This is a genomic window from Falsirhodobacter sp. alg1, from assembly GCF_000739715.2.
Classification (GTDB): Bacteria; Pseudomonadota; Alphaproteobacteria; order Rhodobacterales; family Rhodobacteraceae; genus Falsirhodobacter.
This window is the reverse complement of sequence record NZ_BBJC02000004.1, coordinates 57,959-75,171: the sequence shown is the minus strand read 5'-3', so window position 1 is coordinate 75,171 and position 17,213 is coordinate 57,959. Positions and strand designations below refer to the sequence as shown.

Annotated in this window: 22 protein-coding genes; all 22 read right to left on the bottom strand. The window is 58.2% G+C overall.

Annotated features, from left to right (window positions below):
- Nucleotides 1-5: 5 nt before the first annotated feature.
- Entirely contained in the window at nucleotides 6-404 is a 399-nt protein-coding gene (rpsH, locus tag TR36_RS08760; RefSeq protein WP_045391708.1) for a 30S ribosomal protein S8, read from the bottom strand.
- A 13-nt stretch (nucleotides 405-417) separates the two neighbouring features.
- Nucleotides 418-723 (bottom strand): 30S ribosomal protein S14, encoded by a 306-nt coding sequence (gene rpsN / locus TR36_RS08755; RefSeq protein WP_045391711.1) that lies wholly within the window; start codon nucleotides 721-723, stop codon nucleotides 418-420.
- 15 nt (nucleotides 724-738) lie between these two features.
- Nucleotides 739-1,299 carry a 50S ribosomal protein L5 gene (rplE, locus tag TR36_RS08750; protein WP_045391714.1) on the bottom strand — a complete coding sequence of 187 codons (561 nt, stop codon included), beginning with the start codon at nucleotides 1,297-1,299 and terminating at the stop codon, nucleotides 739-741.
- Nucleotides 1,299-1,604: a 50S ribosomal protein L24 gene (gene rplX / locus TR36_RS08745; RefSeq protein ID WP_045391717.1), complete on the bottom strand. Its 306-nt coding sequence runs from the start codon at nucleotides 1,602-1,604 to the stop codon at nucleotides 1,299-1,301. The genes rplE and rplX overlap by 1 nt, the downstream gene beginning before the upstream one ends.
- Nucleotides 1,604-1,972, bottom strand: coding sequence for a 50S ribosomal protein L14 (rplN, locus tag TR36_RS08740; RefSeq protein WP_022705624.1), 369 nt, complete (start codon nucleotides 1,970-1,972; stop codon nucleotides 1,604-1,606). The genes rplX and rplN overlap by 1 nt, the downstream gene beginning before the upstream one ends.
- 63 nt (nucleotides 1,973-2,035) lie before the next feature.
- Nucleotides 2,036-2,272, bottom strand: coding sequence for a 30S ribosomal protein S17 (gene rpsQ, locus TR36_RS08735; protein ID WP_045391723.1), 237 nt, complete (start codon nucleotides 2,270-2,272; stop codon nucleotides 2,036-2,038).
- An 11-nt stretch (nucleotides 2,273-2,283) separates the two neighbouring features.
- Complete coding sequence (rpmC, locus tag TR36_RS08730) at nucleotides 2,284-2,487, bottom strand: 50S ribosomal protein L29 (RefSeq protein WP_062763042.1); 204 nt, start codon at nucleotides 2,485-2,487, stop codon at nucleotides 2,284-2,286.
- Nucleotides 2,488-2,595: 108 nt separating this feature from the next.
- Nucleotides 2,596-3,009, bottom strand: coding sequence for a 50S ribosomal protein L16 (gene rplP, locus TR36_RS08725; protein WP_045391729.1), 414 nt, complete (start codon nucleotides 3,007-3,009; stop codon nucleotides 2,596-2,598).
- A 12-nt stretch (nucleotides 3,010-3,021) separates the two neighbouring features.
- Entirely contained in the window at nucleotides 3,022-3,729 is a 708-nt protein-coding gene (rpsC, locus tag TR36_RS08720) for a 30S ribosomal protein S3 (protein ID WP_045391732.1), read from the bottom strand.
- Nucleotides 3,729-4,109: a 50S ribosomal protein L22 gene (rplV, locus tag TR36_RS08715; protein ID WP_062763040.1), complete on the bottom strand. Its 381-nt coding sequence runs from the start codon at nucleotides 4,107-4,109 to the stop codon at nucleotides 3,729-3,731. Before rplV ends, rpsC begins: the two co-directional genes overlap by 1 nt.
- A 3-nt stretch (nucleotides 4,110-4,112) precedes the next feature.
- Nucleotides 4,113-4,391 carry a 30S ribosomal protein S19 gene (gene rpsS / locus TR36_RS08710; RefSeq protein WP_045391738.1) on the bottom strand — a complete coding sequence of 93 codons (279 nt, stop codon included), beginning with the start codon at nucleotides 4,389-4,391 and terminating at the stop codon, nucleotides 4,113-4,115.
- Between the two features lie 3 nt (nucleotides 4,392-4,394).
- Nucleotides 4,395-5,231 carry a 50S ribosomal protein L2 gene (rplB, locus tag TR36_RS08705; protein WP_045391741.1) on the bottom strand — a complete coding sequence of 279 codons (837 nt, stop codon included), beginning with the start codon at nucleotides 5,229-5,231 and terminating at the stop codon, nucleotides 4,395-4,397.
- A gap of 125 nt (nucleotides 5,232-5,356) precedes the next feature.
- Nucleotides 5,357-5,653 (bottom strand): 50S ribosomal protein L23, encoded by a 297-nt coding sequence (locus TR36_RS08700; protein ID WP_045391744.1) that lies wholly within the window; start codon nucleotides 5,651-5,653, stop codon nucleotides 5,357-5,359.
- Nucleotides 5,650-6,270 carry a 50S ribosomal protein L4 gene (rplD, locus tag TR36_RS08695; protein WP_045391747.1) on the bottom strand — a complete coding sequence of 207 codons (621 nt, stop codon included), beginning with the start codon at nucleotides 6,268-6,270 and terminating at the stop codon, nucleotides 5,650-5,652. Before rplD ends, TR36_RS08700 begins: the two co-directional genes overlap by 4 nt.
- Nucleotides 6,267-7,121: a 50S ribosomal protein L3 gene (gene rplC, locus TR36_RS08690; RefSeq protein ID WP_045391750.1), complete on the bottom strand. Its 855-nt coding sequence runs from the start codon at nucleotides 7,119-7,121 to the stop codon at nucleotides 6,267-6,269. Before rplC ends, rplD begins: the two co-directional genes overlap by 4 nt.
- Before the next feature lie 11 nt (nucleotides 7,122-7,132).
- Nucleotides 7,133-7,441 carry a 30S ribosomal protein S10 gene (gene rpsJ, locus TR36_RS08685; protein WP_045391753.1) on the bottom strand — a complete coding sequence of 103 codons (309 nt, stop codon included), beginning with the start codon at nucleotides 7,439-7,441 and terminating at the stop codon, nucleotides 7,133-7,135.
- A gap of 72 nt (nucleotides 7,442-7,513) precedes the next feature.
- Nucleotides 7,514-8,689: an elongation factor Tu gene (gene tuf / locus TR36_RS08680; RefSeq protein WP_062763036.1), complete on the bottom strand. Its 1,176-nt coding sequence runs from the start codon at nucleotides 8,687-8,689 to the stop codon at nucleotides 7,514-7,516.
- A 120-nt stretch (nucleotides 8,690-8,809) separates the two neighbouring features.
- A complete protein-coding gene (fusA, locus tag TR36_RS08675) occupies nucleotides 8,810-10,933 on the bottom strand; it encodes an elongation factor G (protein ID WP_045391759.1) in 2,124 nt (707 codons plus the stop codon).
- A gap of 23 nt (nucleotides 10,934-10,956) precedes the next feature.
- Nucleotides 10,957-11,427, bottom strand: a complete 471-nt coding sequence (rpsG, locus tag TR36_RS08670; RefSeq protein WP_045391762.1) for a 30S ribosomal protein S7 — start codon at nucleotides 11,425-11,427, stop codon at nucleotides 10,957-10,959.
- A gap of 11 nt (nucleotides 11,428-11,438) precedes the next feature.
- Entirely contained in the window at nucleotides 11,439-11,810 is a 372-nt protein-coding gene (gene rpsL / locus TR36_RS08665; protein WP_045391765.1) for a 30S ribosomal protein S12, read from the bottom strand.
- Nucleotides 11,811-12,060: 250 nt separating this feature from the next.
- Entirely contained in the window at nucleotides 12,061-12,885 is an 825-nt protein-coding gene (locus tag TR36_RS08660) for a glycosyltransferase (protein ID WP_045391768.1), read from the bottom strand.
- Nucleotides 12,886-12,977: 92 nt separating this feature from the next.
- On the bottom strand, nucleotides 12,978-17,180 hold the full coding sequence (rpoC, locus tag TR36_RS08655) for a DNA-directed RNA polymerase subunit beta' (RefSeq protein WP_045391771.1): 4,203 nt from the start codon (nucleotides 17,178-17,180) through the stop codon (nucleotides 12,978-12,980).
- Nucleotides 17,181-17,213 lie beyond the last annotated feature (33 nt).

Genomic DNA, 17,213 nt, shown 5'->3' with positions numbered 1-17,213 from the left:
CCTCCTCAGAACACGGTGCAGAGCACTTCGCCGCCAACATTGGCAGACCGTGCGCTTGCATCGGACATAACGCCTTTCGGCGTGGAGACGATCGAGACACCAAGACCGTTGCGAACCGAAGGCAGATCGTCCGACGCCATATAGACGCGGCGGCCCGGCTTCGAAACACGCCTCAGTTCACGGATAACCGGGGTGCCTTCGAAGTATTTGAGGCTGATGACCAATTCGCCCTGGCCGTTCTCAGTCTCTTTCTTCTCGTAGCTACGGATATAACCTTCCGCCAGCAACACATCGAGAACCCAGGCGCGCAGACGCGAAGCCGGAGTTGCCACGGTGGACTTGCCACGCAGCTGTGCGTTGCGGATACGTGTCAGCATATCGCCGAGAGGATCGTTTACAAACATAAGTGCTCCTCCCTTACCAGCTGGACTTAACCATGCCCGGGATCTGACCGAAGGAGGCCAGTTCACGCAGCATGATCCGCGAAAGTTTAAGCTTACGGTAGTAAGCATGTGGACGGCCCGTCAGCTGGCAACGGTTGTGCAACCGGGTCGCCGAGGAGTTACGGGGCATCTCGGCCAATTTCAGCTGCGCCTTGAAGCGCTCTTCCATCGGCAGGTCTGCGTTGGTGGTGATTTCCTTGAGGGCGGCGCGTTTTGCAGCATGCTGTTTCACCAGCTTCGCGCGCTTGACCTCACGTTCAACCATGGATTTCTTGGCCATTTGGTCTCTCTCCGCTCAGCTGATGAAGGGCATGTTGAAATGCTTCAACAGTGCCTTCGCTTCCGCGTCGGTGTGCGCGGTGGTGCAGATGATGATGTCCATGCCGAGGATCTCATCGACTTTGTCAAAGTTGATCTCGGGGAACACGATCTGTTCTTTCAGGCCCATGGCGTAGTTGCCACGACCGTCGAACGAGTTGCCTTTCACGCCGCGGAAGTCGCGGACGCGGGGCAGCGCGATCGTGATCAGACGATCCAGGAATTCGTACATCCGGTCGCCACGAAGAGTAACCTTGCAGCCAAGCGGCATTTCTTCACGAACGCGGAAGCCGGCAATCGACTTTTTCGCATGCGTGATGACAGCCTTCTGACCTGCGATGAGCGACAGCTCTTCCGCAGCGGCTTTCACCTTCTTGGTGTCTTTTACAGCTTCGCCGACACCCATGTTCAGGACGATCTTGTCCAGACGCGGGATCTGCATCTCGTTCTTGTAGCCGAAGTCCGACTTCATGGCGCCGCGGATCGTGTCCTTGTACAGCGTCTTGTAGCGGGGTGTGTATGTCGCGGTATCCAGCATCAGATCACGTCCCCTGTCGTCTTGGCGAAGCGTACCTTGTTGCCGTCTTCCATGCGGAAGCCGACACGTGTCGCTTTACCGTTCTTATCCAGCAGCGAGAGGTTCGACAGGTCGATCGGCATCTCTTTCGAGATACGGCCGCCTTGCGAGCCCTGAGTCGCCTTCGTGTGACGGATGGCCATCTTCACGCCCTCGACCACGGCTTTGTTGTCCTTGGGCGACAGAGACTGGATCGTCCCTTTCTTGCCCTTGTCCTTGCCGGTGAGAACGATGACTTCATCGCCTTTTTTGAGCTTAGCGGCCATCAGAGAACCTCCGGTGCCAGCGAGATGATCTTCATAAAGTTCTTCGCCCGCAGCTCGCGTACGACCGGCCCGAAAATACGGGTTCCGACCGGCTCACCCTGGTTGTTCAGGATAACGGCGGCATTACGGTCAAAGCGGATGGCGGTGCCATCCTCACGACGGACTTCCTTGGCGGTACGAACGACAACGGCCTTACGCACGTCACCTTTCTTCACACGACCACGCGGAATTGCTTCCTTGACCGACACCACGATGATGTCACCCACGGAGGCGTACCGGCGGTGCGAACCACCCAGGACCTTGATGCACTGCACCCGGCGAGCGCCGGAGTTGTCAGCGACATCCAGATTGGTCTGCATCTGGATCATTAAAGGTACTCCCGACCTTTGGGGACCAGCGGACCGGCCCCAGGGTTTCGTTTATCGGGACAATCAGACCGTTTCGGTCACAACCGTCCAGCGTTTGGTTTTCGACAAAGGCGCGCACTCTTCGATACGAACGCTATCACCTACCTTGTAGGTGTTCAGTTCATCATGTGCGCGGTACTTCTTCGAACTACGGACCGTTTTCTTCAGCAGCGGATGCTTGAAGCGGCGCTCAACCAGAACAGTGATCGTCTGTTCGTTCTTGTCGCTCGTGACGGTGCCTTGCAGGATACGTTTGGGCATCTATCGGCTCCTCAGTTCGCCGCCGCGGAAGCGGCTTTCTGGTTAAGAACCGTTTTGATACGTGCAACGTCACGACGGACGGTGCGCATACGTGCGGTATTCTCGAGTTGGCCTGTCGCCTGCTGGAAGCGCAGATTGAACGCTTCTTTCTTCAGCGCGATCAACTGCTCGCGCAGCTGGTCAGGCGTTTTTGCCGTAAAATCAGTGGCGGACATGCGTCCTTCCTTTCCATCTCACCAGAAGGCCCCTTTAGGGTGACCCATAACCTGGTGGGTTCCTTAAAATCCAAACCCCCGGAGTATTTCCGGGGGTTTGGCAAATTCTTACCAGTCTTCGCGGAGGATGACCCGGGTCTGTACCGGCAGTTTCATCGCTCCCAAGCGGAGCGCTTCCCTTGCCACAGATTCGGGTACGCCGTCAATCTCAAACATGATGCGGCCCGGTTTAACCTTGGCTGCCCAGAAATCGACGGAGCCTTTACCTTTACCCATCCGCACTTCGGTAGGCTTCGAGGTAACCGGCACATCCGGGAAAATCCGGATCCATACACGGCCCTGACGTTTCATGTGACGCGTGATCGCGCGGCGGGCCGCTTCGATCTGGCGCGCAGTCACACGCTCCGGCTCGGTGGCTTTGAGACCAAAGGTCCCGAAGTTCAGCAGGAAGCCGCCTTTGGCCTCCCCGTGAATCCGGCCTTTGTGCTGTTTGCGGAACTTAGTCCGTTTCGGTTGCAGCATCTGTTCTGCTCCTTACGCGCGCTCGCGGCGGGGACGCGGTGCGGCACCCTCCTGCGATTCCGCATGGCGGCGATCGTGCGCCTGCGGGTCATGCTCCAGGATCTCGCCTTTGAAGATCCACACCTTTACACCGATGATGCCGTAAGGGGTCACGGCTTCATATGTGGCATAATCGATATCCGCGCGCAGCGTGTGCAACGGAACCCGACCTTCACGGTACCATTCGGTCCGTGCGATCTCGGCACCGCCCAGACGGCCGCCAACGTTCACACGAATACCCAGGGCGCCGATGCGCATCGCGTTCTGAACGCCACGCTTCATCGCACGACGGAACGAAACACGACGCTCCATCTGTTGCGCGATAGATTCAGCAACCAGCTGTGCGTCCAGCTCGGGCTTGCGAACTTCAACGATGTTGAGGTGCAGTTCCGAGGCTGTGAACTGGGTCAGCTTCTTGCGCAGCGTCTCGATGTCCGCGCCTTTTTTCCCGATGATGACACCAGGGCGGGCAGCGTGGATCGTGACGCGGCATTTCTTGTGCGGACGCTCGATGATGACCTTCGAGATACCGGCCTGTTTTGCTTCCTTGTGAACAAAGTCACGGATCTTCAGATCCTCAAGAAGCAGATTGCCGTAATCTTTCGAGTCCGCGTACCAGCGGCTATCCCAAGTCCGGTTGACTTGGAGACGCATCCCGATTGGGTTTACCTTCTGACCCATTATGCAGTCTCCCCTTTCTGACGCACCAAGATGGTCAGTTCGCTGAACGGCTTCATGATCTTGCCGAAACGGCCACGCGCACGCGGACGACCACGCTTCAGCGTGATGTTCTTACCGCAGTAAGCTTCGGCAACAATCAACTCATCCACGTCAAGACCGTGGTTGTTTTCGGCATTGGCCACAGCGGACTGCAGGCACTTCAGCACATCCTGGCTGATACGCTTCTTGGAGAAGGTCAGATCGGCCATAGCCTTATCAACCTTCTTGCCACGGATCAGGGCCGCCACGAGGTTCAGCTTTTGCGGCGAAGTGCGCAACATGCGGGCTTTCGCCATTGCCTCGTTTTCGGCCACGCGGCGCGGATTTTTTTCCTTGCTCATGGCTTACTTCCTCTTGGCTTTCTTGTCAGCCGCATGCCCGTAATAGGTGCGTGTCGGGGAATATTCACCGAACTTCTGACCAATCATTTCCTCGGTCACGTTGACCGGGATGTGTTTCTTACCATTGTAAACGCCGAACGTCAGACCGACGAACTGCGGAAGAATGGTGGACCGACGCGACCAGATCTTGATCACTTCGTTTTTGCCCGACTCACGCGACTTTTCGGCTTTCTTCAGCACGAAGGCGTCGACGAACGGGCCTTTCCAGACGGAACGGGACATGGATTAACGCCCTTTCTTCAAGTGACGCGAGCGGACGATGTACTTGTCCGTCGTCTTGTTCGTGCGGGTACGGTTGCCCTTGGTGCCCTTGCCCCACGGAGTAACCGGGTGACGACCGCCCGAAGTCCGACCTTCACCACCGCCGTGCGGGTGATCAACCGGGTTCATGGCAACACCGCGAACCGTCGGACGAACGCCTTTATGGCGCATACGGCCGGCTTTACCGAAGTTCTGGTTCGAGTGGTCAGCGTTCGAAACGGCACCGATGGTCGCCATGCACTCCTGACGAACCATACGCAGTTCGCCCGAAGACAAACGGATCTGCGCATAGCCACCGTCACGGCCGACGAACTGGGCATAGGTACCGGCAGCACGAGCGATTTGACCGCCCTTGCCCGGCTTCATTTCGACGTTGTGCACGATCGTACCGATCGGCATGCCCGAGAACGGCATCGCGTTACCCGGCTTAACGTCGGTTTTCAGACCAGCAACAACCTTGTCACCTACGGCCAGACGCTGGGGCGCGAGGATGTAGGCAAGCTCACCGTCCTCGTACTTCACCAGCGCGATGAACGCGGTCCGGTTGGGGTCATACTCGATACGCTCGACAACAGCCGAGATATCGAACTTGCGACGTTTGAAATCGACGATACGGTAGAGACGCTTCGCGCCACCACCCTTGTGCCACATCGTAACGCGTCCGGTGTTGTTCCGGCCACCCGTCTTGGTCAAACCCTCAGTAAGAGTTTTGACCGGGCGTCCTTTCCACAGCTCCGAACGGTCGATCAGAACCAGCCCGCGCTGGCCAGGCGTCGTCGGCTTATACGACTTTAGTGCCATGTTATCTGTCTTCCGTACAGCTGGGACCCGTAGCATTGGGTCCGGTGAAGGGCTCCGAAGATCCCCGTCTTAAAAATCTGCGGCCCCGGTAAATACCGGGGCCGCGTGATTCGAGTTGCGTTCTATCAGAGGCCTGTGGAGACGTCGATAGTGTTTCCCTCTTCGAGGGTGACATACGCTTTCTTCTTGTCGCTACGCTCGCCAAGGCGACCCTTGAAGCGCTTGGTCTTGCCCTTCAGGATCGACGTGTTGACGGCTTTCACCTTCACGCCGAATACTGCTTCAACCGCTTCTTTGATCTGCGGTTTGCTGGCATCCATGGCAACCTGAAACACGACTGCATTCGCCTCGGAGGCCATGGTGGCCTTTTCGGTGATGATCGGCTTCTTGATGATGTCGTAATGTTCGGGCTTCACGCTCATTTCAGTCGAGCCTCCAGAGCTTCGACACCTGCTTTGGTGATGACCAGGGTATCACGCTTCAGAATGTCATAGACGTTGGCACCCATGGTCGGCAGGATGTCCACGCCTTCCAGGTTGCGTGCGGCCTTGGCGAAATCTTCATTCACATCGGCACCGTCGATGATCAGAACGCGCTTCCAGCCGAGTTCTTTCGCAGCCTTTGCAAGAACCGAAGTTTTCGCTTCGGAAATGTTCAGGTCTTCCAGAACGATCAGGTTGCCGGTTGCAGCTTTGGACGACAAAGCGTGCTTCAGACCCAGGGCGCGGAATTTCTTCGGCAGGTCATGGGCGTGGCTACGCGGGGTCGGGCCTTTGTAGACACCACCGTGACGGAAGATCGGCGCTTTCTTGGAACCGTGACGCGCGCCACCGGTGCCTTTTTGGCGATAGATTTTCTTGGTCGAGTAGGACACGTCCGATTTGCCGAGCGTGGAGTGCGTACCGGCCTGGGCCTTCGCACGCTGCCAGCGCACAACACGGTGCAGAATGTCGGCACGGGGCTCTAGTCCGAAGACATCGTCCGCGAGCTCGATCGAGCCTGCCTTGCCGGCATCAAGCTTGATGACGTCGAGTTTCATTTCGCTTCTCCTTCATCGGAGGCATCGGAATCGCCAGCCTTGATTTCGGCTTCGGCAGTGGCCAGAGCGGCCTCTTCTGCAGCGGCTTGCTCAGCAGCGGCAGCGGCAGCAATGCGTGCTTCTTCTTCTGCAGCAGCGGCAGCAGCTTCTTCAGCAGCACGATGTGCAGCCAAGGCAGCCGAACGCAGGGCAGCAGGAAGAATGACGTTCTCAGGAGCAGGCTTCTTCACCGCGTCCTTGACAGTCACCCAACCACCTTTGGATCCTGGGACAGCGCCCTTGATCATGATCAGGCCGCGCTCGCTGTCGGTTTTGACAACTTGCAGGTTCTGGGTCGTCACACGAACGGCACCAAGGTGGCCGGCCATTTTCTTACCCTTGAAAACCTTGCCCGGATCCTGGCACTGGCCTGTCGAACCGTGCGAACGGTGCGAAACCGACACACCGTGTGTCGCGCGCAAACCGCCGAAGTTGTGACGCTTCATCGCACCGGCAAAACCTTTACCGATCGACACACCCGCAACGTCAACGAATTGACCTGCAAAATAGTGGTCGGCAATGATTTCTTCGCCAACTTCGATCAGGTTCTCCGGGCTCACCCGGAATTCCACGATCTTACGCTTCGGCTCTACATTCGCCTTGGCAAAGTGGCCACGTTGAGCAGCCGTCGTACGCTTCACTTTGGCCGTACCGGCACCCAGCTGCACAGCCGAATAGCCATCACGGTCGGAAGTGCGTTGTGCAACAACCTGCAGCGTGTCGAGTTGAAGAACGGTTACAGGAACCTGACGGCCGTCTTCCATGAACAGCCGGGTCATGCCCAGCTTCTTTGCAATAATTCCAGAGCGCATAGGTCTGCCCCTTACACTTTGATTTCGACGTCAACGCCAGCGGCAAGATCGAGCTTCATCAGCGCGTCTACCGTTTGCGGAGTCGGATCAATGATGTCGAGAAGACGCTTGTGCGTACGGATTTCCCACTGGTCGCGCGACTTCTTGTCGATATGCGGACCACGGAGAACCGTGAATTTCTCGATTTGGTTCGGCAAAGGGATCGGGCCACGAACTTGTGCTCCCGTCCGCTTGGCTGTGCTAACGATTTCCTGCGTGCTGGCATCCAGTACGCGGTAATCGAAGGCTTTCAGCCGGATACGAATAGTTTGATTTTGCATTTTAAATGCCCTTTGGGCCCGACGGGAAAGCGGGGGCCATCATGGCCCCCACCCCTCTTCCGGTGCGGTGAATTAAGCGATAATTTTGGAAACGACGCCTGCGCCGACGGTACGGCCGCCTTCACGGATGGCGAAGCGCAGTTTTTCTTCCATGGCGATCGGGGCGATCAGTTCGACGTTGAACTTCAGGTTGTCGCCCGGCATGACCATTTCAGTGCCTTCCGGCAGCTCTACCGTGCCCGTGACGTCAGTCGTACGGAAGTAGAATTGCGGACGGTAGTTCGCGAAGAACGGCGTGTGACGGCCACCTTCCTCTTTCGTGAGGATGTAGGCTTCTGCTTCGAACTTCGTGTGCGGCTTGACCGATGCGGGTTTGCACAGAACCTGGCCGCGCTCGATGCCTTCACGATCAACACCGCGCAGCAGCAGACCGACGTTGTCGCCAGCTTCGCCCTGATCGAGCAGCTTGCGGAACATCTCTACGCCCGTGCAGACGGTTTTCTTCGTGTCGCGGATACCAACGATCTCGACTTCTTCGCCGACCTTCACAACGCCACGCTCGATACGGCCCGTTGCAACGGTACCACGACCCGAGATCGAGAACACGTCCTCGACCGGCATCAGGAACGGCTGGTCAACAGCACGTGCCGGCGTCGGGATGTATTCGTCAACGGCTGCCAGCAGCGCGCGGATCGAGTTCTCGCCGATTTCAGGATCACGGCCTTCCATCGCAGCAAGAGCCGAACCCTTGATGATCGGAATGTCGTCGCCCGGGTAGTCGTACGAGGACAGAAGCTCACGCACTTCCATCTCAACCAGTTCCAGCAGCTCTTCATCATCTACCTGGTCAACCTTGTTCAGGTACACAACCATGTAGGGGATGCCGACCTGACGGCCCAGCAGGATGTGCTCACGCGTTTGCGGCATCGGGCCGTCAGCAGCGTTAACAACCAGGATCGCGCCGTCCATCTGCGCAGCACCGGTGATCATGTTCTTAACATAGTCAGCGTGGCCGGGGCAGTCGACGTGCGCGTAGTGACGGGTTTCCGTCTCGTACTCGACGTGAGCCGTCGAGATCGTGATCCCGCGGGCTTTCTCTTCAGGTGCACCATCGATCTGGTCGTATGCACGGAAGTCACCGAAGTACTTCGTGATCGCCGCCGTCAGCGTCGTCTTGCCGTGGTCAACGTGGCCGATCGTGCCGATGTTGACGTGCGGTTTATTACGTTCAAACTTTGCCTTTGCCATCGTGGCTTCCTCTCGATTCGCTTGCGGTGCGGCGGGAAAGCCCCGCCCTACTTGATTGACCGAGCGTTTACAACACCCGGCCGGAAAGTGGTAGGGCGGGGAAGACCCCCGCCACACCGTTTACGCGTATTTCTTCTGGATTTCGTCCGAGATATTCTGAGGAACAGCTTCGTAGTGATCGAAGGTCATCGAGAACACGGCACGACCAGACGACATGGAGCGCAGGTTGTTGATGTAGCCGAACATGTTTGCCAGCGGAACCATTGCCGTAATGACGTTGGCATTTCCGCGGCTGTCCTGCCCCTGAACCATACCCCGACGCGAGGTCAGGTCGCCGATGATCGAACCGGTGTATTCTTCCGGCGTCACAACTTCGACTTTCATGATAGGCTCAAGCAGCTTGGCGCCCGCTTTTTTCATGCCTTCGCGCATCCCGGCACGTGCCGCGATTTCGAACGCAAGAACCGAGGAGTCGACATCGTGGAAAGCACCGTCGATCAGTGCAACCTTGAAGTCGATAACCGGGAAGCCTGCCAGCGGACCGGAGTCCATGACCGACTTGATGCCTTTTTCGACACCCGGGATGTATTCCTTCGGAACGGTACCACCAACGATTTTCGAATCGAACGAGTAACCTTCGCCCGGCTCTGTCGGTGTGATGACGAGTTTCACGCGCGCGAACTGGCCGGTACCACCGGTCTGTTTCTTGTGCGTGTAATCGATCTCTGCTTCACGCGAAATCGTTTCGCGATAAGCCACCTGCGGCGCACCGATGTTCGCCTCGACCTTGAATTCGCGACGCATACGGTCGACGAGAATGTCGAGGTGAAGTTCGCCCATGCCGCGCATGATCGTCTGGCCCGACTCGAAATCGGTTTCTACACGGAACGAGGGGTCTTCTGCCGACAGGCGCTGAAGGGCGAGGCCCATCTTTTCCTGGTCAGCTTTAGACTTCGGCTCGATCGCGATCTCGATCACCGGCTCGGGGAACGTCATCGTTTCCAGAACGACCGGGCTTGCCGGATCGCACAGGGTGTCACCGGTGGTCGTATCCTTCAGACCAGCCAGCGCGATGATGTCGCCTGCATAGGCTTCTTCGATCTCTTCACGGTTGATGGCGTGCATCATCATCATCCGCCCGACGCGTTCCTTGCGGTTCTTCGTCGAGTTGATCATCTGGTCACCCTTACGCAGGATGCCGGAATAGATGCGTGTGAAGGTCAAGGAACCCACGAAGGGGTCGTTCATGATTTTGAACGCCAGGCCCGAGAAGGGCATGTTGTCATCAGCCGAACGCTCGATGTTACGGGTCTCGGTTTCATCGCCGGGGGCGAAGCCGAGGTAAGCCGGAACGTCCAGCGGAGACGGCAGGAAGTCGATGACGGAGTTCAACAGCGGCTGAACGCCCTTGTTCTTGAACGCCGAACCGGCAGTAACCGGAACGAAGGTCAGGGACAGAGTGCCTTTACGGATCAGCTTGCGCAGGGTCGCCTCGTCGGGCTCGTTGCCCTCCAGGTAGGCTTCCATGGCCGCATCGTCCATGTCCACAGCCAGTTCGACCATGTTGGCGCGCCATTCGTCGGCAAGGCCCTTCAGGTCGTCACGGATGGGCTTACGGACCCAGGATGCGCCAAGGTCTTCACCTTCCCACACCCATTCTTCCATCTTGATCAGGTCGATGATGCCTTCCAGCTTGTCCTCGGCGCCGATCGGCAGTGCGATCGGGCACGGGGTCGCGCCGGTACGGTCCTTGATCATCTTCACGCAGTTGAAGAAGTCGGCACCGATCTTGTCCATCTTGTTGACGAACACGATCCGCGGAACCTTGTAGCGGTCGGCCTGACGCCAGACGGTCTCGGTCTGCGGCTCGACACCTGCGTTGGCGTCGAGCAGACAGATCGCACCGTCCAGCACCGCCAGCGAACGCTCGACTTCGATCGTGAAGTCAACGTGGCCGGGGGTGTCGATGATGTTGAAGCGGAACTTCGTATCCGACGTGCCTTCGGCAGTCGGATCTTCCTGACGTTGCCAGAAAGTGGTGGTCGCAGCCGAGGTGATCGTGATGCCACGCTCCTGCTCCTGCTCCATCCAGTCCATCGTTGCGGCGCCGTCATGCACCTCACCGATCTTGTGGGACTTTCCGGTGTAGAACAGGATCCGCTCAGTCGTCGTCGTTTTACCGGCGTCGATATGGGCCATGATCCCGAAGTTGCGGTATCTTTGCAGCGGGTAGTCGCGTGCCATTGGGTCGGTCCTCAGGCTAAGGGTTACCAGCGATAATGGCTGAATGCTTTGTTAGCATCGGCCATCTTGTGCGTGTCTTCGCGTTTTTTCACAGCGGTGCCACGGTTGTTCACGGCGTCCGAAAGCTCGGCAGCCAGACGCTCTTCCATGGTGTTCTCGTTGCGCTTGCGAGCGGCGATGATCAACCAGCGGATTGCCAGTGCTTCACGACGCTCGACACGCACCTCGACCGGCACCTGATACGTAGCACCACCAACGCGGCGCGAACGCACCTCGACGGACGGCTTCACGTTCTCAAGCGCTTCGTGGAACGCTTCGATCGGCTCGCGCTTCAGGCGGGCTTCGACCCGGTCCAATGCGTTGTACACGATCGTCTCTGCAGTCGACTTCTTGCCGTCGACCATCAGGTTATTCATGAATTTCGTTAGAACCCGATCACCAAACTTGGCATCGGGAAGGATTTCGCGCTTTTCGGCGGCGTGACGACGGGACATCTCTCAGAACCTCACTTCGGACGTTTCGCGCCGTATTTCGAACGGCGTTGACGACGGTCTTTCACGCCTTGCGTATCAAGTACGCCGCGCAGGATATGGTAACGGACGCCCGGAAGGTCTTTGACCCGGCCGCCGCGGATGAGCACGACCGAGTGCTCTTGCAGGTTGTGCTTTTCGCCCGGAATGTACGAAATCACCTCAAACCCGTTGGTGAGGCGAACCTTCGCCACTTTCCGCATAGCGGAGTTCGGTTTCTTCGGTGTCGTCGTGTAAACGCGCGTGCACACGCCGCGTTTTTGCGGGCATGATTCCAAGTGCTGCGACTTGGAACGTGTTTTCTTCGGCTCCCGCGGTTTGCGGATTAGCTGTTGGATCGTCGGCATTCGGTTCCCCGTGCTTCCTGTTTCGTTTACGCCTGCCCGGATCCTTTCGGGGGGCGCCAGCTCAGGGCATTCCATAGCTATGAAACGCCAAAACCGCATACATCCCTGAAAAGGAATGACGCGGTAGAATCTCAGAGGATCGAGGCGAGATATGCCCGGATCATGACCACTTCAAAACCGTTAGTTCCGTCGCGGCGGGGCAAAACCCGCAATTCGGTAGCGCGGCGTATACGAGGAGTCGGCGCCCTTGTCAACAAGGGCTGCGCAGCAGCACACCTTCGGCCGCAGCCAGATCGATCCCGAACCGCTCGCTCAGAATGGCCGGCAGCTCTTCGGGATTCTGGTCGATCGCGAGCCCTTCGTGACGATACATGCCCTTGGTACTGTCATTCGTCGCATGCTTGCCACGCAGGTACATGTAACTGTCCTGAAAGGTAAGTCCCGGCATGAACTGATGCACACGGTGGTGACCGAAGTCCATGACGCACGCCTCATCCTCGGGGTCAAGAACAACCGCGAGGCCTACCGACATACGCTCGGCGATCTGGGCGATGACCTCGACCCCCTCCGGTGGGGTCAGCAGCGCAAAGCCTTTGGAATAATCGATATACAAACGGCGGTACTGATCGAAGATGCCCCTGCCCTGCCCGAAATCCCCGCGCAGCCGTGCAACGAAATCCACCGCAATGGCATCGTCATCGTCCAGACGGAACTGGACGACGGCCTCAGCCGCCGGGTCGATCAGGCGCTGCATGGCATGGCGGCAGACCACCCGGTGGCGGGCAGGCTTCTCCTGCACCAGAACGATCTGCGGAATATCAGCGGTCAACGCGCGCAATCGTTCCAGCGCCGCGTCGGGCAGATCCTGGCCCGTCAGCAATACCAATGTGTAATCCGGATCGCTCTGCATCCGAAGGGCCGGCAGACATACCTGTTCGAACCAGGCAAACCGCAGCTCCAGCCGCTCCGGGTCATATAACATCGTTCGACGTGCATCGAGGCTGTCATGCATGGTCTGGAACCCGCCATCGACCAGAAGCGAAAAGCGGCAAAGCCCGAGAACTTGAACGGTCAATTTGGTCTCCGTTAGCGTTGCGCGAATGTGGCACAGCTCCCGCGCATGAAAAAGCCCCCTTGCGGGGGCTCTTCCGTAACTGTGATGGCAGATCAGTCGTTTCCGGCTGCGGATGCTTCGGGGGCAGCCAGTGCGGCAGCTTCCTCGGCAGCGCTGCGGCGAGCGTCGATGACCGTCTGGTCCCGCTTCGTCGCGATCTGCTTGACGCGGCTTGTCGCACCACCCGTCCCTGCCGGGATCAGGCGACCGACGATCACGTTCTCTTTCAGACCAACCAGCTTGTCGCGTTTGCCCTGAACCGAAGCCTCGGTCAGCACGCGGGTGGTTTCCTGGAAGGATGCCGCCGAGATGAAGCTGCGTGTCTGCAGCGACGCCTTGGTGATACCCAGCAGGATCGGTTCGCCGGAAGCCGGACGCAGGTTATGCGCGATCGCCTTCTCGTTGACCTCGTCAAGCTCCGATTTATCGACATGCTCGCCTTTGAGCAGTGTCGTTTCACCGGAATCAAGGATCTCGAACTTCTGCAGCATCTGCCGAACGATAACCTCAATGTGCTTGTCGTTGATCTTAACGCCCTGCAGTCGGTAAACCTCCTGCACTTCGTCGATCATGTAGTTGGCCAGCGCCTCGATCCCCAGAATCCGCAGGATGTCGTGCGGTGCCGGGTTGCCGTCCATGATGTAGTCACCCGTCTGCACGAAGTCGCCTTCCTGCACCGGAATGTGCTTGCCTTTCGGCACCATGTATTCGACCGCGGCAAGGCTTTCATCGACGGGCTCGATCGTGATGCGGCGCTTGTTCTTGTAGTCCTTGCCGAAGCGCACATAACCGTCATGCTCGACGATGATGGCGTGGTCCTTCGGACGACGGGCTTCGAACAGTTCCGCAACACGCGGCAGACCACCGGTAATATCCTTCGTCCGCGCGCCTTCACGCGGAATACGGGCTACTACGTCACCGGCCTTGATTTCCTGACCGTCCTCGACCGACAGAATCGCATCGACCGACATCGGATAGGAGATCGGATTGCCACCGTCACCACGCATCGGTTCACCGGTTTCCGGATCCATGATGATGATTTCCGGCTTCAGCTCGTTGCCTTTCGGCGCCGAACGCCAGTCCGTTACGATCCGCTGGCTCATGCCCGTCGCGTCATCGGTATCCTCGCGGACCGACAGACCGGGAACAAGGTCGACGAAGCGTGCTGTACCGGACCGCTCCGCGATGATCGGAAGGGTATAGGGGTCCCATTCGACCAGCTTGGTGCCGCGCTTGATGATGTCGCCATCCTTTACGTGCATTTTCGTGCCGTAAGTGATCTTGTGCGAAGCCCGCTCCTGCCCTGCGTCATCAATGATGACCAGTTGCATGTTACGGCCCATCACCACGTTCTCGCCTGCTGCGTTTTCCAGCAGGTTGGCGTTGCGCAACTCTACACGACCTTCTTGCGAGGCTTCGAGGAAGGACTGCTGGCCACCCTGGGCAACACCGCCGATGTGGAATGTCCGCATCGTCAGCTGCGTACCCGGCTCACCGATGGACTGGGCAGCGATGATACCCACTGCTTCGCCCTGGTTGACCAGCGTACCCCGTGCAAGGTCACGGCCGTAGCACATGGCGCAAACGCCCTCTTCGGCCTCACAGGTCAGCGGGCTGCGGATACGAACCGATGCCACGTTCGCCTGGTCGATTGCATCGGCCTTGCGCTCGTCGATCAGCTCACCCTGCGCAACAAGCACCTCATCGGTGCCCGGAACGAAGATATCATCCGCAGCAACACGGCCCAGTACGCGCTCGGCCAGGGCCGCGACCACTTCACCGTCGTTGATCGCAGCCGAAGCCGTGATCGCCTGATCGGTTCCGCAATCATGCGAACGCACGATGCAGTCCTGTGCCACGTCCACCAGACGGCGTGTCAGGTAACCCGAGTTCGCCGTTTTCAACGCGGTATCCGACAGACCCTTCCGGGCACCGTGGGTCGAGTTGAAGTATTCAAGAACGGTCAGACCTTCCTTGAAGTTCGAGATGATCGGCGTCTCGATGATCTCGCCGTTCGGCTTGGCCATCAGGCCGCGCATCCCGCCCAGCTGTTTCATCTGCGTAACCGAGCCACGAGCACCGGAGTGGGCCATCATGTACACCGAGTTCGGCTCCATTTCGGCGCCGTTCTCGTCATGACGCGTGGCGGAGATGGTGGTCATCATCGCCTCGGTCACCTTGTCGTTGCACTTCGACCATGCATCGACAACCTTGTTGTACTTCTCGCCCTGAGTGATCAGACCGTCCATGTACTGCTGTTCGAAATCTTTCACCTGATCCCGAACTTCGTTCACGATTTCCCACTTGGATTCAGGGATCAGCATGTCGTCCTTACCGAACGAGATACCGGCTTTGAACGCCTCGCGGAAACCCATGCCCATGATCTGGTCGCAGAAGATGACCGACTCTTTCTGACCGCAATAGCGGTAGACGGTGTCGATAACGTTCTGGACGTCCTTCTTACGCAGAAGGCGGTTTACCAGTTCGAATGGAGCCTTGGCATTCAGCGGCAACAGGTTGCCCAAACGCAGACGGCCCGGCGTGGTTTCGTAACGCTTCACGATTTCGATGCCGTCATCGTCGATCTGACGGATACGCGCCGTGATCTTGGCGTGCAGATGCACCTCACCCGCAGCAAGGGCGTGCTCCACTTCGTCAACCGAAGCAAAGATCATGCCTTCGCCCTTCATCCCGTCACGCTGCATGGTCGTGTAGTACAGACCAAGCACCATATCCTGCGACGGAACGATGATAGGCGCGCCGTTGGCTGGCGACAGAACGTTGTTCGTCGACATCATCAGAACGCGTGCCTCAAGCTGGGCTTCCAGCGACAGAGGAACGTGAACAGCCATCTGGTCACCGTCAAAGTCGGCGTTGAAGGCCGAACAGACCAGCGGGTGCAGCTGAATCGCCTTGCCTTCGATCAGGATCGGCTCGAACGCCTGAATACCAAGACGGTGCAGTGTCGGCGCGCGGTTCAGCAGAACCGGGTGTTCGCGGATCACTTCATCAAGAATGTCCCAAACTTCGGGACGCTCTTTTTCAACCAGCTTCTTCGCCTGCTTCACGGTGCTGGACAGGCCCTTGGCCTCCAGACGTGAATAGATGAAGGGCTTGAACAGCTCCAGCGCCATTTTCTTCGGCAGACCGCACTGGTGCAGCTTCAGCTCCGGCCCCGTCACAATGACCGAACGGCCCGAGAAGTCGACCCGTTTACCCAAGAGGTTCTGACGGAAACGACCCTGTTTGCCCTTCAGCATATCCGACAGCGATTTCAGCGGGCGCTTGTTGGTGCCCGTGATCACGCGGCCGCGACGGCCGTTGTCGAACAGCGCGTCCACAGCTTCCTGCAGCATCCGCTTTTCGTTCCGCACGATGATATCGGGCGCACGAAGCTCGATCAGGCGCTTCAGACGGTTGTTCCGGTTGATGACCCGGCGGTAAAGATCGTTCAGATCCGACGTTGCGAAACGGCCACCATCCAGCGGAACCAGCGGACGCAGTTCCGGCGGGATAACCGGCAGCACCGTCAGGATCATCCACTCGGGGCGGTTGCCCGATTCAAGGAAGCTTTCGACGATCTTCAGGCGCTTGATGATCTTCTTCGGCTTCAGTTCGCCGGTTGCTTCCTTCAGGTCTTCGCGCAGCTGGTCGGCTGTTGCCTGCAGATCGATCGCGGACAGCATTTCACGGATCGCTTCGGCACCGATGTTCGCGGTGAAAGCGTCTGCGCCATACTGGTCCTGCGCGTCGAGGTATTCGTCTTCCGTCAGCATTTGCGCATAGGTCAGATCGGTGAGACCCGGCTCGATGACGACGTAGTTTTCAAAGTAGAGGATACGCTCCAGATCCCGCAGCGTCATATCCAGCATCAGGCCGATGCGCGACGGCAACGACTTGAGGAACCAGATATGCGCAACCGGCGATGCCAGTTCGATATGGCCCATCCGCTCACGGCGGACCTTCTGCAGCGTAACTTCAACACCGCACTTCTCGCAGACGACGCCGCGATACTTCATGCGTTTATATTTGCCGCACAGACATTCGTAGTCCTTGATCGGCCCGAAGATCCGCGCGCAGAACAGACCGTCCCGCTCCGGCTTGAACGTACGGTAGTTGATGGTTTCCGGCTTCTTGATCTCACCATAGGACCACGACAGAATCCGCTCTGGCGAGGCCAGAGAGATCTTGATTTCGTCGAAGGTCCGGACGGGGGCCACCGGATTGAACGGATTTGTGCTCAGTTCCTGGTTCATCTTGTGTCCTTAAAACAGGGTTGGGGTGAGTGG

What these genes read in the sequence shown, in the direction of transcription:
- rpsH (WP_045391708.1), bottom strand. Translation starts at nt 404, where the DNA reads ATGTTTGTAAACGATCCTCTCGGCGATATGCTGACACGTATCCGCAAC.
- rpsN (WP_045391711.1), bottom strand. Translation starts at nt 723, where the DNA reads ATGGCCAAGAAATCCATGGTTGAACGTGAGGTCAAGCGCGCGAAGCTG.
- rplE (WP_045391714.1), bottom strand. Translation starts at nt 1,299, where the DNA reads ATGCTGGATACCGCGACATACACACCCCGCTACAAGACGCTGTACAAG.
- rplX (WP_045391717.1), bottom strand. Translation starts at nt 1,604, where the DNA reads ATGGCCGCTAAGCTCAAAAAAGGCGATGAAGTCATCGTTCTCACCGGC.
- rplN (WP_022705624.1), bottom strand. Translation starts at nt 1,972, where the DNA reads ATGATCCAGATGCAGACCAATCTGGATGTCGCTGACAACTCCGGCGCT.
- rpsQ (WP_045391723.1), bottom strand. Translation starts at nt 2,272, where the DNA reads ATGCCCAAACGTATCCTGCAAGGCACCGTCACGAGCGACAAGAACGAA.
- rpmC (WP_062763042.1), bottom strand. Translation starts at nt 2,487, where the DNA reads ATGTCCGCCACTGATTTTACGGCAAAAACGCCTGACCAGCTGCGCGAG.
- rplP (WP_045391729.1), bottom strand. Translation starts at nt 3,009, where the DNA reads ATGCTGCAACCGAAACGGACTAAGTTCCGCAAACAGCACAAAGGCCGG.
- rpsC (WP_045391732.1), bottom strand. Translation starts at nt 3,729, where the DNA reads ATGGGTCAGAAGGTAAACCCAATCGGGATGCGTCTCCAAGTCAACCGG.
- rplV (WP_062763040.1), bottom strand. Translation starts at nt 4,109, where the DNA reads ATGAGCAAGGAAAAAAATCCGCGCCGCGTGGCCGAAAACGAGGCAATG.
- rpsS (WP_045391738.1), bottom strand. Translation starts at nt 4,391, where the DNA reads ATGTCCCGTTCCGTCTGGAAAGGCCCGTTCGTCGACGCCTTCGTGCTG.
- rplB (WP_045391741.1), bottom strand. Translation starts at nt 5,231, where the DNA reads ATGGCACTAAAGTCGTATAAGCCGACGACGCCTGGCCAGCGCGGGCTG.
- TR36_RS08700 (WP_045391744.1), bottom strand. Translation starts at nt 5,653, where the DNA reads ATGAGCGTGAAGCCCGAACATTACGACATCATCAAGAAGCCGATCATC.
- rplD (WP_045391747.1), bottom strand. Translation starts at nt 6,270, where the DNA reads ATGAAACTCGACGTCATCAAGCTTGATGCCGGCAAGGCAGGCTCGATC.
- rplC (WP_045391750.1), bottom strand. Translation starts at nt 7,121, where the DNA reads ATGCGCTCTGGAATTATTGCAAAGAAGCTGGGCATGACCCGGCTGTTC.
- rpsJ (WP_045391753.1), bottom strand. Translation starts at nt 7,441, where the DNA reads ATGCAAAATCAAACTATTCGTATCCGGCTGAAAGCCTTCGATTACCGC.
- tuf (WP_062763036.1), bottom strand. Translation starts at nt 8,689, where the DNA reads ATGGCAAAGGCAAAGTTTGAACGTAATAAACCGCACGTCAACATCGGC.
- fusA (WP_045391759.1), bottom strand. Translation starts at nt 10,933, where the DNA reads ATGGCACGCGACTACCCGCTGCAAAGATACCGCAACTTCGGGATCATG.
- rpsG (WP_045391762.1), bottom strand. Translation starts at nt 11,427, where the DNA reads ATGTCCCGTCGTCACGCCGCCGAAAAGCGCGAAATCCTTCCCGATGCC.
- rpsL (WP_045391765.1), bottom strand. Translation starts at nt 11,810, where the DNA reads ATGCCGACGATCCAACAGCTAATCCGCAAACCGCGGGAGCCGAAGAAA.
- rpoC (WP_045391771.1), bottom strand. Translation starts at nt 17,180, where the DNA reads ATGAACCAGGAACTGAGCACAAATCCGTTCAATCCGGTGGCCCCCGTC.